9 protein-coding genes, 1 tRNA gene, 2 rRNA genes and 1 pseudogene (1 of these 13 only partly in view) are annotated in these 12,416 nt (G+C 66.8%); 5 read left to right on the forward strand and 8 right to left on the reverse strand.

Features of this window, described 5'->3' with window-relative positions; genetic code table 11:
* From F1643_RS17195 to F1643_RS17205, 3 genes are all read left to right on the forward strand, one after another.
* Window positions 1–658, forward strand: a 23S ribosomal RNA gene (locus F1643_RS17195) (it extends 2,105 nt beyond the left edge of the window).
* Window positions 659–802: 144 nt separating this feature from the next.
* A 5S ribosomal RNA gene (rrf, locus tag F1643_RS17200) occupies window positions 803–918 on the forward strand.
* Window positions 919–1,000: 82 nt separating this feature from the next.
* Window positions 1,001–1,077 (forward strand) — tRNA-Met (locus F1643_RS17205).
* A gap of 185 nt (window positions 1,078–1,262) precedes the next feature.
* Here the strand turns inward: F1643_RS17205 and F1643_RS17210 are convergent.
* The 3 genes from F1643_RS17210 to F1643_RS17220 all read right to left on the reverse strand — a co-directional run bounded on the left by F1643_RS17210 (window position 1,263) and on the right by F1643_RS17220 (window position 3,707).
* A complete protein-coding gene (locus F1643_RS17210) occupies window positions 1,263–2,888 on the reverse strand; it encodes an IS66 family transposase (protein ID WP_194911770.1) in 1,626 nt (541 codons plus the stop codon).
* Between the two features lie 82 nt (window positions 2,889–2,970).
* Window positions 2,971–3,318 carry an IS66 family insertion sequence element accessory protein TnpB gene (gene tnpB / locus F1643_RS17215; RefSeq protein WP_194911767.1) on the reverse strand — a complete coding sequence of 116 codons (348 nt, stop codon included), beginning with the start codon at window positions 3,316–3,318 and terminating at the stop codon, window positions 2,971–2,973.
* Window positions 3,315–3,707: a transposase gene (locus F1643_RS17220; protein WP_194911765.1), complete on the reverse strand. Its 393-nt coding sequence runs from the start codon at window positions 3,705–3,707 to the stop codon at window positions 3,315–3,317. Before F1643_RS17220 ends, tnpB begins: the two co-directional genes overlap by 4 nt.
* Before the next feature lie 96 nt (window positions 3,708–3,803).
* Between F1643_RS17220 and F1643_RS17225 the strand changes: the two genes are divergently transcribed.
* Window positions 3,804–4,328 carry an NAD(P)/FAD-dependent oxidoreductase gene (locus tag F1643_RS17225; RefSeq protein ID WP_255542933.1) on the forward strand — a complete coding sequence of 175 codons (525 nt, stop codon included), beginning with the start codon at window positions 3,804–3,806 and terminating at the stop codon, window positions 4,326–4,328.
* Here F1643_RS17225 and F1643_RS25035 read toward each other — a convergent pair.
* The gene (locus F1643_RS25035; RefSeq protein WP_194914458.1) at window positions 4,279–4,680 is read right to left on the reverse strand and encodes a cold shock domain-containing protein; all 402 of its coding nucleotides are present in this window, start codon (window positions 4,678–4,680) and stop codon (window positions 4,279–4,281) included. The two genes, F1643_RS17225 and F1643_RS25035, sit on opposite strands and share 50 nt — an antisense overlap.
* Before the next feature lie 173 nt (window positions 4,681–4,853).
* On the opposite strand from F1643_RS25035, the gene F1643_RS17235 reads away from it, so the two are divergent.
* Complete coding sequence (locus tag F1643_RS17235) at window positions 4,854–5,114, forward strand: helix-turn-helix domain-containing protein (RefSeq protein ID WP_194914459.1); 261 nt, start codon at window positions 4,854–4,856, stop codon at window positions 5,112–5,114.
* 205 nt (window positions 5,115–5,319) lie between these two features.
* On the opposite strand, the gene gyrB is transcribed toward F1643_RS17235, so the two are convergent.
* From gyrB to F1643_RS17255, 4 genes and pseudogenes are all read right to left on the reverse strand, one after another.
* On the reverse strand, window positions 5,320–7,809 hold the full coding sequence (gyrB, locus tag F1643_RS17240; protein WP_194914462.1) for a DNA topoisomerase (ATP-hydrolyzing) subunit B: 2,490 nt from the start codon (window positions 7,807–7,809) through the stop codon (window positions 5,320–5,322).
* A gap of 90 nt (window positions 7,810–7,899) precedes the next feature.
* Window positions 7,900–9,078: a DNA replication/repair protein RecF gene (recF, locus tag F1643_RS17245; RefSeq protein WP_194914499.1), complete on the reverse strand. Its 1,179-nt coding sequence runs from the start codon at window positions 9,076–9,078 to the stop codon at window positions 7,900–7,902.
* A gap of 64 nt (window positions 9,079–9,142) precedes the next feature.
* Window positions 9,143–10,272: pseudogene (gene dnaN / locus F1643_RS17250) on the reverse strand (DNA polymerase III subunit beta).
* A 345-nt stretch (window positions 10,273–10,617) separates the two neighbouring features.
* The gene (locus F1643_RS17255; RefSeq protein ID WP_194914464.1) at window positions 10,618–12,336 is read right to left on the reverse strand and encodes a hypothetical protein; all 1,719 of its coding nucleotides are present in this window, start codon (window positions 12,334–12,336) and stop codon (window positions 10,618–10,620) included.
* Window positions 12,337–12,416 lie beyond the last annotated feature (80 nt).

Raw genomic sequence — 12,416 nt, forward strand, 5'->3', positions numbered from 1 at the left:
TGCATGGCGGGTAGTTTGACTGGGGCGGTCGCCTCCCAAAGTGTAACGGAGGCGCGCGATGGTGGGCTCAGAGCGGTCGGAAATCGCTCGTCGAGTGCAATGGCATAAGCCCGCCTGACTGCAAGACTGACAAGTCGAGCAGAGACGAAAGTCGGCCATAGTGATCCGGTGGCTCCACGTGGACGGGCCATCGCTCAACGGATAAAAGGTACGCCGGGGATAACAGGCTGATGACTCCCAAGAGTCCATATCGACGGAGTCGTTTGGCACCTCGATGTCGGCTCATCACATCCTGGGGCTGGAGCAGGTCCCAAGGGTTCGGCTGTTCGCCGATTAAAGTGGTACGTGAGCTGGGTTAGAACGTCGTGAGACAGTTCGGTCCCTATCTGCCGTGGGTGTCGGAGTTTTGCGAGGATCTGTCCCTAGTACGAGAGGACCGGGATGGACATACCTCTGGTGCACCGGTTGTCACGCCAGTGGCATGGCCGGGTAGCTAAGTATGGACGGGATAACCGCTGAAAGCATCTAAGCGGGAAACCCACCTCTAAACCAGAGCTCCCTTGAGAGCCGTGACAGACCATCACGTCGATAGGAGGCATGTGGACGGGCAGCAATGCCTGAAGCTAAGCCTTACTAATCGCTCGATCGGCTTGATCTCGACACCACAAACCGCGCCATGCGCAGCAGCAAGCCTGCTTGGAAAGGCCCTGCTTGACGCAACGCCGCCGGTTCGATACATCCTCAATCACTTGCACTGAACAGCGATACGCTTCGGAACAGCGTCGGTCTTGAGCCTTGGTGACCTGGTGGTCATGGCGAGGTGTCAAACACCCGATCCCATCCCGAACTCGGCCGTGAAAAGCCTCCGCGCCAATGGTACTGCGTCTTAAGACGTGGGAGAGTAGGTCGCCGCCAGGTCACTCAGACTCAAGAGACGCTCAAACCGAAGCTCAAATCGCCGGCATCGTCACGACATCCATCACCCTATATGAGAGACATCCGCGGGGTGGAGCAGCCCGGTAGCTCGTCAGGCTCATAACCTGAAGGCCGCAGGTTCAAATCCTGCCCCCGCAACCAAACCTACAAAAAAGGCCCGCCGAGCTTGCGCTCGGCGGGCTTTTTGCTGTGCACATTTTGTCCGATGGGCGCGGGGCGTGACATCCGGCCGCTCCGCTTGTCTATGAACCGAAGGGCACGCTTCGTTTGCCCGGTTCAGGACAAGGAACGCGATGCCGTCCGTAAGCATCCGCTGAGCGCCGCGGTCAGGCCGCTTTCGTCTGCTCGCGGATTGCCTTCCAGTTCCAGGGCAGCAGTTCGTGCAGGCGGGTTTGGGGGATGTCGTTGATGCGGGCCAGCACGTCGGCGAGCCACACCTGCGGGTCAACGTCGTTGAGCTTGGCCGTGGTGATCAGGCCATACATGATCGCCGCCCGCTGCCCGCCGCGATCGGAGCCGCAGAACAGCCACGCTTTCCGGCCCAAAGCGATCCCACGCAGGCCGCGTTCGGCGGCGTTGTTCGTCAGGCATAGCCTGCCGTCGCCGAGGAACCGGGTGAAGCCGTCCCATCGGGTCAACATGTAGTCCATCGCCTTGGCCACGGGGGCATGGCGGGAGAGCCGGGCGCGCTCCGTCCGCATCCAATCCTCCAGCGCGGCTACCAGAGCAACGCCGTGCTCCTGGCGGGCCGCCAGCCGCTCGGCCGCCGGCTTGCCGTTCAAGGCGCGCTCGAGATCGAAGAGGGCATCGATGCGCCTCACGGCCTCCAGCGCCAACGGCGAGATCGGCGGGGCGTCCTTGCCGCGCCTGGTGTTCGCGGCGATGTCGGCCAGCTTGAAGAAGCCGCGCCTTGCATGCGCCCAGCACAGCACGTCGCGGATCGGCCCCGGCTTGCGGTCGGGTTCGTACAGCCGATTGTAGCCGGCGAACGCATCGGCCTGCAGCCAGCCCGTGAAGCCGGACAGGTGCCGTTCGGGATGCTCGCCCTTGCGGTCGCGCGAATAGTGGAACAGCGCTGCCGGTGGGGCTTGGCCGGCGAACGGCCGGTCATCACGCACATACACCCACAGCCGCCCGGTGTCGGTCTTGCCTTTGGCCAGCACGGGCACTGGTGTATCGTCTCCATGCAGTCGCCCGGCTGCCATCACATGCGCGGCGATCAGGTCGTGCAGCGGCTTCAGCACCGCGGCGGCGGTGCCCACCTGGTCGGCCAGGGTGGACAGGCTGAGCGGCACACCCTCCCGTGCGAAGCGTTCGGCCTGCCGGTTCAGCGGCTGATGCTGGCCGAACTTCTCGAACAGCAGGGTGGCCAGCAGGTTGGGGCCGGCCCAGCCGCGTGGGGTGGCGTGGAACGGCGCCGGCGGCTGGCTGATCGTCTCGCAGGCCCGGCAGGAGAACCGCTCGCGCACCGTTTGGATCACCTTCCATTGGCGCGGGATCACCTCCAGTGTTTCGGTGATCGTCTCGCCCAGCCGGCACAGCTTGTCCGAGCCGCAGCACGGGCAACTCGCCGGGGCCGGCACAACGACGCGTTCGCGCGGCAGATGGTCGGGAAAGGGCTGGCGCGACGGCCGCTTGCGGGTGAAGGCCGCCACCGCGGTCGTTCGGGTAGCGGCCTGCTCGGCCGCCAACTCGTCCTCACTGGCCGTCGCTTCCAGCTCTTCGAGCTGGAACTCCAACTGATCCAGCAGGCGCGCCTTGCGCTCGGAGCGCGTACCGTAGAGTTCGCGCCGGAGCTTCTCGATTTCCAGCTTCAGGTTGGCGATCAGCGCCTCGGTATTCGACGCCATCGCCTTGGCCCGTGCCGCTTCCGCTTCGGCCGCGTCCGCCCGCGCCTCGGCCTGCGCCAAGGCGGCGCGCAAGCTGGCAATGTCGTCGGGCAAGGCGTCCATAGGGCCGGATTATACCCTGAAACCCGCATCGATCCTTGCTCTTCCTGCCGGATGACGGCGGGCTGATTCATTGTGCCGCAGCCTATCCGGCCGAGCGCGGCCTCCAGGTTTGCTGGGGATTGCGCCAGTCGATCGCGTCGAGCAGATACGCGAGTTGGGAAGCGGAAATGGCCACGGCTCCGTCAACCGGGCTGGGCCAGATGAAACGGCCTCGCTCAAGCCTCTTGGCGTACAGCGACATGCCAAGCCCATCGTGCCACAGGCACTTCACCATGTCGCCGCGACGCCCACGGAAGACGTATAGATCGCCGGCATGAGGGTCGCGGCCAAGCCCTTCCTGGACCTTCAGCGCCAGTGAGTTCATTCCGCAACGCATGTCGGTGACCCCGCCGGCCAGCCAGACCCGCACGCCTGACGGCACCGGGATCATGCTGACCGCCCCGACAGCGCGGCGATCACCGTTCCGACCAGAGCCGGATCGGCCGAGCCGGTGATCCGCAGGCGGGCGACCGCGAACTCAACCTCGATGATGCCGGCGGGCAGAGTGCAGGAGGCTGGGGGCGGTTCCGGCGCGTCCTCCGGCGACGGCTCATCGGTGGCGACGGTGATCGGCATGAAGGCCGGCAGCCGGGGTTGCGGACCGAAGAACTGGCGGCGCCAGCGATAGAGCAGGCTGACGTCCACGCCTTGACGTCGGGCAACCTCAGTCGCTTTGGCGCCGGGCTGGAAAGCCTCTTCGACCAGCCGCAGCTTCTCATCGTCAGTGAACTGCCGCCGTTTCTCCAGACCCGTAATCACCTCGACGCGTTGGATAGTCATAGGGACTGCCATAGGGATAGCCATAGGGACAGGCGCCATGATTCAGCTTCCCAAGGCCGTCACAAGGCGGCACTCGGCGGAGGGGTACTGCCGTCCATGCTCGATTGCCTGATCGTCGGCGGTGGTCCTGCCGGGCTGACTGCCGCCATCTACTTGGCCCGCTATCGCCGCTCGGCCCTGGTGGTGGACGAGGCGAAGAGCCGTTGCGCCTGGATTCCGACCTCCCACAACCTCGCCGGCTTCACGGGAGGCATCCGCGGCACCGATCTGCTCGCCCGCATCCGCGCCCAGGCCGAAACCCATGGCGGCCATATCGAAACCGGGTCGGTCGCCGCGCTGGAGCGGGTGGCAGGCGGCTTCCGCGCCACGCTGGGAGACGACAGGGAGGTAAACGCGGCCGCCGTTCTGCTCGCGACCGGCGTCATCGACGGCCAGCCGCGGGTAGCTCATCTTTATGAGGCGATGCAGCGCGGCCAAATCCGGGTCTGTCCGATCTGCGACGGCTACGAGGTCATCGATAAGCGGATCGCCGTCCTCGACCACGGCGCGCAGGCGGTCGGCGAAGCGAGCTTCATCCGCACTTACAGCCCGACCGTGACCCTGTTTGCAGATTCCGACTGAAAGCGGCCACGGTTTCCGACGCGAAAGCGGCCAGGGTCCCTATCTCAAGCCGATTGACAACCCGAGGCACCATTGCTTTGCCACAGCTCTGGCAGCATACCCGCCCCAGCCCCGGTTCCTTTGCAACACGTGCGACCAGTTCGACGCCAACTGCACGCGGTCCCTTGCGTGTCATCTCATGATTAAATTCGACGAAGTCTCCATTGGAAGGCAAATAGACACCGCGTATGTCCTGTACGGCGAAGTAGCGATCCACACCATCGTCACCAACGATGAACCCGTATCCTTTGTCTTGTGAAAACCATTTCACCCTGCCTTCGAGCTGGGTCGCACTCCGTTCTTGGTCGGACATGACTTACTTTCGAATTGCAGCTGATTACCTATCGCGAATGGCTTCCTGTACCTTGCTGTCGAAGGCGTTTACGCCTGGAGGCGGCAGCGACGGGAAGATGGCTGCCAAACGGAGCGAACGTCTTAAGATATATCTTATGGTGATCCGCTCGGCAACGCCGTGCATTCCTGCGGATGGACGATATCGCCACTCAGTTCAGCGCCATTCTGCGGAAATTGCGAACGGCACAGGGCCTCTCTCAGGAGGAACTCGCGTTCCGTGCAGGAATGAGCGTGCCTTATCTCAGCGACTTGGAGCGTGGCCGTTCCAGTCCGTCGCTGGCGATGGTGGTCGATCTGGCGCGCGGACTTGAAACGCATCCCTCGCTCATGCTCTCCGACTTGATCATCGACGGTGTCGGAGAGCCGCCGCGGCGCAAGCGACCCAAGGACTGACATTGGAGTCGCGCACATCCGCATGGAGGTCGTGATGACCCGCAGCACAAACAGAAAGGGCGGAGCCATCTTGGCCCCGCCCTCTTTGCTTGCTCTCAGGGTCCGGAGAGGAACCCCGCCGTCTCCCGTGAGACAACGGTTAAAAGTGTCTCAAACATAGGATCCGGTTTCTCATCTTTTGCTTAACTGACCACAGGTACGTGAATCAGACGTCCAGGTTCGACACCTTCAGTGCGTTGTCCTGGATGAACTCGCGCCGCGGTTCGACGATGTCGCCCATCAGGGTGGAGAACACCTCTTCCGCCTGATCGGCGTGGCTGACGCGGACCTGGAGCAGCGAGCGCTTGGTCGGGTCCAGCGTGGTTTCCCACAGCTGGTCCGGATTCATCTCGCCCAGACCCTTGTAGCGCTGGATGGTGACGCCGCGGCGGCCCAGTTCCATCACCGTGTCGAACAGGGCGACGGGACCGGTCAGCGCACGGGTCTCCTTCTGCTTCTCGAAGGCCTTGCCGGCGGTGCCGAACACCCGCTTCAGGTCGGTGGCCAGCCCGTCCAGGCGGCGTGCCTCGCCGCTCTTCAGCAGGTCGACGTCGAACAGATGGCGGTGGGTCACGCCGCGCCGGGCGCGGATGACAGCATAGCCGCCCTGGGGCAGGGCCTCGCCGCGCCAGCCGCCATCGGCGTCCATCCTGCTCATCCGCTCTGCCACCGCTTTGGCCGCAGCCTCGGCGGCGACCTTGTCCTCGGCAAGGTTGGCGGAGAGAGTGCCGGCGACCGCCGCCTGCTCCACCACCATGGCGTTGCCGACCTTGCGCGACAGCGTGTCGATCGCCGGGCGGGCGGTGCGCGCCTGATCGACCAGACCGGACAGCTGCTCGCCGATCAGCAGGGTGCCGTCGGACAGCTGGACCGACAGGTCGCCCAGCGCCGCTTCGACCAGATACTCTTCCAGCGCCCGGTCGTCCTTCAGGTAGCGTTCCTTGGCGTTGCCGCGCTTGATGCGGTAGAGCGGCGGCTGGGCGATGTAGAGATAGCCGCGCTCGATCAGATCGGGCATCTGCCGGAAGAAGAAGGTCAGCAGCAGGGTGCGGATGTGGCTGCCGTCCACGTCCGCGTCGGTCATGATGATGATCTTGTGGTAGCGCGTCTTGTCGGCGTTGAACTCGTCGCGGCCGATGCCGGTGCCGAGCGCGGCGATCAGCGTGCCGATCTCCGCAGACCCCAGCATCTTGTCGAAGCGGGCGCGCTCCACGTTCAGGATCTTGCCGCGCAAGGGCAGGATGGCCTGGAACTGGCGCGAGCGGCCTTGCTTGGCAGAACCGCCGGCCGAGTCGCCCTCGACGATGAACAGCTCCGACGCCGCCGGGTCGCGTTCCTGGCAGTCGGCCAGCTTGCCGGGAAGCGAGGCCATGTCGAGCGCGCCTTTGCGGCGGGTCAGCTCGCGCGCCTTGCGGGCGGCCTCGCGGGCGGCGGCGGCTTCCACCACCTTCTGGACGACGCGGCGGGCGTCGGCCGGATGTTCCTCGAAATACTGGGCCAGAGCCTCGCCCACCACCGCCTCGACGACGGGACGAACCTCGCTTGAGACCAGCTTGTCCTTGGTCTGGCTGGAGAATTTCGGATCCGGAACCTTCACCGACAGGACGCAGGTCAGGCCTTCACGGGCGTCGTCGCCCGACAGGTTGACCTTCTCCTTCTTGGCGATGCCGGACTCGGTCGCATAGTTGTTGATGGCACGGGTCAGCGCCGCGCGGAAGCCGGCGAGGTGGGTGCCGCCGTCCTTCTGCGGGATGTTGTTGGTGAAGCACAGCGTCGTCTCGTGGTAGCTGTCGTTCCACTGCAGCGCGCATTCCACCGTCACCACGCCGCCGTGCTCGGTCGGGCGCTCGTTCTTCAGCGTGATCGCCGGCTTGTGCAGCGGCGTCTTGGAGCGGTCGAGCCAGCCCACGAAGGCTTCCAGGCCGCCTTCGTAATGCAGGTCCTGCACCTTCGGCTCCACCCCGCGCGCGTCGGTCAGAACCAGACGGACGCCGGAGTTGAGGAAGGCCAACTCGCGCAGCCGGTGTTCCAGCGTGGCGTAGTCGAACTCGATGTTGGTGAAGGTTTCGGCCGAGGGCATGAAGGTGACTTCGGTGCCCGACAGCTGCTTGCCCTTCTCCGGCACCATCGGCGCCTCGCCGACGTCGGCCAGCGGCGCCTCGGCGACGCCGTGGCGGAAGCGCATGGTCCAGGTGCGGCCGCCGCGCCAGATGCGGAGATCCAGCGTTTCGGAGAGCGCGTTCACCACCGACACGCCGACGCCGTGCAGGCCGCCGGAGACCTTGTAGCTGTTCTGGTTGAACTTGCCGCCGGCATGCAGCTGGGTCATCACGACCTCGGCCGCCGAGACGCCTTCCTCCGAATGGATGTCGGTCGGGATGCCGCGGCCGTTGTCGCGCACCGTGACCGATCCGTCGGCGTTCAGCAGAACCTCGACCTTGTCGCAATAGCCGGCCAGCGCCTCGTCGATGGCGTTGTCGACCACCTCATACACCATGTGGTGCAGGCCGGACCCGTCGTCGGTGTCGCCGATGTACATGCCGGGGCGTTTGCGCACGGCATCGAGCCCGCGCAGAACGGTGATCGACTCCGCCCCGTAGTCCGCCTGCTGGGGCTCCGACTGCGGGAGGTCGTTCTTCAGTGCTTCCTGTGCCATGCGTCGACTATAACAGATTCGGTTGCGGATTCGGCGGTTTAGCGTGCGTGAACACGCCTTTTTTTTGGGTCACGGCCCGAATTTCCAGCCCTATCCGGGGCGAATGTGGGCGTCTTCGATGCGGAACCGGCGCGCATCGTCCCCAAGTGGGTCGAAAACCCCCTCGTCGGTGCCGGTCATCCAGGCCTGGGCGCCCAATGCCAGGATTTCGCCGAACAGCGCAGCGCGCCGGTCGGGGTCGAGATGGGCAGCCACTTCGTCCAGAAGAAGGATGGGGGCCGCCCCGCGTTCGGCCGCCAGCAGCCGGGCGTTGGCCAGCACGATGGCGATCAACAGGGCCTTCTGCTCGCCGGTGGAACAGAGCGCCGCTGGCATGTCCTTGGCCGCATGGCGGACGGCGAGGTCGCTCTTGTGCGGTCCCACCGTGGCACCGCCGGCATCGGCATCGGCGCGGCGGCCGGTGCGCAAGCACTCGCGCAACGCGTCCTCGGCCGCCAGCGCCGGACCTTCGTCAAGCCAGCGTTCCACCGTGCCGGCGACGGCGAGGTCGGCGCCGGGGAAGGGGCCGACCGAGCGGGCGCAGGCGGCACGCAGCCGCTGCACCACCTCGCGCCGGGCCGCGGCGACGGCAATGCCGGTGGTCGCCATCTGGTCCTCCAGCGCGCCGAGCCAGCCCTCGTCGAAGCGGCCGTCGCGCAGCAGCCGGGCGCGTTCGCGCAGCGCATGCTCGTAGCGCGACAGCCGCCCGGCGTGGGCGGGATCGAAGCCGAAGACCAGCCGGTCGAGGAAGCGGCGCCGTCCGCTCGACCCTTCGAGGAACAGGCGGTCCATCTGCGGGGTCAGCCAGACCATGGCGACATGGTCGGCCAGCGCCGTCTGGCCCTTGGCCGGGTGGCCGTCGATGCGGACCAGCCGGCGGTCGCGGTCGGAAGTTCTATTGCCGTCATGCGGCTCGCGGCCGGTGCCGATCTCCACCGGGCCCATCGGGGTGTCGAGCATCGCCGCCACGGCCCAGCCGGCGCCGGGGGGCGAACCCAGCCGTTCCACCTCGGCCAGCCGGGCGCCGCGGATGCCGCGGCCGGGGGCGAGGAAGCTGACGGCCTCCAGAAGATTGGTCTTGCCGGCCCCGTTCGGGCCGATCAGGGCGACGGGCCGGCGGTCGGGCTCCAGGCGTGCCGACTCATAGCCACGGAAACGCGTCAGCGTCATCCGCCGCACGGCCAGGGCCGGCGTCAGGGGGGCGGCGGGCACCGGGGTGCCGCCGTTCATCGAAACTGCCGTGTGCTGCAACTGGTCCGTTCCGCCTGGGGCGGGGAGGATCCCCGCTGCCCCATCACACCCGCATCGGCATCAGGACGTAGAGCGCGGTGGAGTCGGCGACGTCGCGGATGATGGTCGGCGACGCGGCGTCGGCCAGCGTGAACTGGGCGCCCTCGCCCTCGATCTGCTGCGTGATGTCCAGCAGATAGCGAGAGTTGAAGCCGATTTCCAGCGGGGACTCGGCGTAATTGACCTCCAGCTCCTCGGTGGCGCTGCCGGATTCCGGGCTGGTGGCGGACAGGGTGAGCGCGCCGCGGACCAGCGACAGCTTCACCGCCCGGCTCTTTTCGGTGGAGATGGTGGCGACGCGGTCGACGGCGGCGGCGAACAGCTTGGCGTCCACCTCCATCACCTTGTCGTTGCCGACCGGGATCACCCGCTCATAGTCGGGGAAGGTGCCGTCGATCAGCTTGGAGGTGACGACGACGCTGTCGAAGCCGAAGCGGATCTTGTTGTCGGACATCGACAGCTCGATGCGGTCGGCGGCCTCGTCCACCAGCTTGCGGATCTCGGTGACGGTCTTGCGCGGGATGATGACGCCGGGGATGCCCTCGGCACCGTCCGGCAGCGGCATCTCGACCCGCGCCAGCCGGTGGCCGTCGGTGGCGACGGCGCGCAGCACCGGCGTCTCCAGGCTGCCCATCTTGCTCTTGGCAGCGTGCAGGTAGATGCCGTTCAGGTAATAGCGCGTCTCCTCGGTGGAGATCGCGAAGCGGGTGCGGTCGATCAGCCGCGCAGATCGGCGGCGGCGACCGAGAAATTGTGCTTCAGCTCGCCGCTGGACAGCTGCGGGAAATCCTCCACCGGCAGGCAGGACAGCTTGAACTGCGACCGGCCGGACCGCAGCGTCAGGATCGTGCCGTCGCCGCCGATGTCCAACTCCACCTGGCTGCCGTCGGGCAGCTTGCGGACGATGTCGAACAGGGTGTGGGCGGGGGCGGTGGTGCCGCCGGGACGCCCGACCGTCGCCGGGACCGTCTCGACGATCTCCAAATCCATGTCGGTGGCGGCCAGCGACAGTTCGCCGTCGCCCGCGCGCAGCAGGACATTGGAGAGGATCGGAATGGTGTTCCGCCGCTCGACCACACTCTGCACGTGACCCAGGGAACGGAGAAGGGCGGCGCGTTCGATGGTGATGTTCATGCTGGCGTCGTCTCGGCCGGAGGGAGAACTTTTTGCGGACCCACCGGGGTTGCGGGCCGTTGTCCGGCCGTCCCGCCCCGAGCGGGCGCGCATCATACCACATCGACGGGTGCGTCGAACCAAATTGTTGCGGTTAAGGCCTTCGGCCGAGGGGGGAGTTCTCGCTCGATGCCCCCCCCAACCTTCCCCCGCTGGGCGGGGGAGGGGGCAAGTGCTTGTGCGGGAGAGCAGCGGCAGTCCCTCCCCCGCCCAGCTCTCGCACAAAGCCATGCTTTGTGCTGACGCGGCAGGCGGACCGTAGGTCCGCTGAGAGCGGGGGAGGATAGGTGGGGGGCTAGCTTTCCCTCAAAGCGACCCACCCCGCCGCCTCCCCTCATGCAGCCGCAGAATGTCGACGAAATCCGCGCTCTGCCAATTCCTCGACCGGCTCAGCTCGTTGCGCACGCTGCCGACGAAGGCGTCGATCACCGCCCATTCGTCGTCGGCGATCTCGCCCCCCGCCTCCAGGTAGCTGTGTACCACCCGGTGCAGGCCCTGACTGACCGGGCTGATCCAGCCGTCCACCGTCTCGCCCATCGCCGCCATCAGCCGGCGTATGCGCAGCATGTGGGCCATGCGGTGGGCCGGCTTCTCATGCGGTTCGGCCTTCATGGCCTGGAGGAAGGCGAGGCGCCCGGTCTCCACCGCATAGAGGCGCAGCGACTTCAGCTCCGGGTTGGCATAGCCGGCATTGCCGAGAGTGCGGCCCCAGCGCCACACCAGTTCCAGCAGCCAGACGATGTCCTCTTGGTCGGGTACCGGGGCGTGGCGGGCGGTCATCGCCGCCTGCAGCCGGGCGGCCAGCGCCGGCATCACAGTGCCGGTCAGGTCGCGGCTGACCGCGGCCAGCTCCGCCCGCAGCGCCGGACCGGTGGAGCGGCTGGCGAGGAAGCCGGTGCCGGACAGCGCAGTCAACGCGCGGTCGAACCGCTCCACCGCCTCGCCCAGCAGGGTGCGGGTCGGGGCGGGAGCCGAGAGGACTCCGCCGTCCTGGATTTCCATGTCGCCCAGCATGCCGTCCACCACTTCGCGGATGGTGGTGCAGGCGGCCTGGAAATGGCAGAGCAGGGCGCGCAGCAGCGGGTGCGACTCGCGCACTGCCGGGCCGCCATGCTCGCGCACATGGCGCAGGAACACGTCATAGCGGCGCTTGACGTTCAGCCCGTAGAGCGGGGCGAACCAGGCCAGCACCTGCGACTGGTCGCGGAAGGGCAGGCCGAGATCGCGCACCCGGCGGACGAAGCCGACCATCAGCGCCGACTGGCAATCCACCTCGGCCGACCGCGGGTCGCCGGCGCCCTGCATTTCCTCGATGTCGCGGCGCATCCGCTCGGTCAGCGGCACCAGAACCTCGTTGTGCTCCAGCAGGGCGCGGACGAAGCCCAGCAGGTCGCCGTCGATCGGCGCCTTGCGGCCGAGATACTGGGTGCGCAGCCCGGCGTCGTGCAGAGCCTCGTCGTTCGCCATCGCCAGGAAGCGGTCGGTCAGCTTGCGGTCGCCGGCCATGGCGTAGAGGAAGTCGAGCGCCTCCTTCCGCATCAGTTCGCGCATCACCATCGCGTCGGGGCTGGCCAGCACGGCGTCCAGCATCGACTCGCGCGCCATGGCGTCCAGCCGGCTCTGCACCTCCGCCGCGAGGCCGGGAAAGGCGTAGCGGGCCAGCGCCGCCCAGATGCCGCCCATGTCGACCCGCTGGATCAGCGCCGGCACCGACTCCGGCGAGCGGTACAGGATGGGATCGTCGACCAGGAAGGGTTCGAACAGGCTGGTGAACAGGCGGCGCGCCTTCATCGGTCGCAGGCGGTTGAAATGCTCGACCAGCGCGTCGCGCAGATGCCGCGCCCGTTCGCCGTTCGGGCTGGGCGCCCCCTCCACCGCGTCGAGCACGGAGCGGATGGCGTGCATCGGGATGCGGGAGACGACCTCGTCCATCTGGCGGCGGAAGGCGCTGGAGTCCATGCCGTCCGCGCCCGCCGCGGGGGTGGCGGAGGGGAGGGAGGTCGTGACCGTCGGCGTGCTGTTCATGCGCCCAACACCTCGCGGGATAGTCGTCGCCCGGACGCTTATGATCCCGCGAGATTATTAAATAAGTTTTGCCTTTTCCA

It is taken from the genome of Azospirillum sp. INR13, assembly GCF_015390205.1.
Classification (GTDB): Bacteria; Pseudomonadota; Alphaproteobacteria; order Azospirillales; family Azospirillaceae; genus Azospirillum.

Bases quoted from the DNA above. Each gene is read 5' to 3' on its own strand.
- gyrB (WP_194914462.1), bottom strand. From the start codon at position 7,809: ATGGCACAGGAAGCACTGAAGAACGACCTCCCGCAGTCGGAGCCCCAG.
- F1643_RS17220 (WP_194911765.1), bottom strand. From the start codon at position 3,707: ATGACTATCCAACGCGTCGAGGTGATTACGGGTCTGGAGAAACGGCGG.
- F1643_RS25035 (WP_194914458.1), bottom strand. From the start codon at position 4,680: ATGTCCGACCAAGAACGGAGTGCGACCCAGCTCGAAGGCAGGGTGAAA.
- F1643_RS17225 (WP_255542933.1), top strand. From the start codon at position 3,804: ATGCTCGATTGCCTGATCGTCGGCGGTGGTCCTGCCGGGCTGACTGCC.
- F1643_RS17210 (WP_194911770.1), bottom strand. From the start codon at position 2,888: ATGGACGCCTTGCCCGACGACATTGCCAGCTTGCGCGCCGCCTTGGCG.
- F1643_RS17235 (WP_194914459.1), top strand. From the start codon at position 4,854: ATGGACGATATCGCCACTCAGTTCAGCGCCATTCTGCGGAAATTGCGA.
- F1643_RS17255 (WP_194914464.1), bottom strand. From the start codon at position 12,336: ATGAACAGCACGCCGACGGTCACGACCTCCCTCCCCTCCGCCACCCCC.
- tnpB (WP_194911767.1), bottom strand. From the start codon at position 3,318: ATGATCCCGGTGCCGTCAGGCGTGCGGGTCTGGCTGGCCGGCGGGGTC.
- recF (WP_194914499.1), bottom strand. From the start codon at position 9,078: ATGAACGGCGGCACCCCGGTGCCCGCCGCCCCCCTGACGCCGGCCCTG.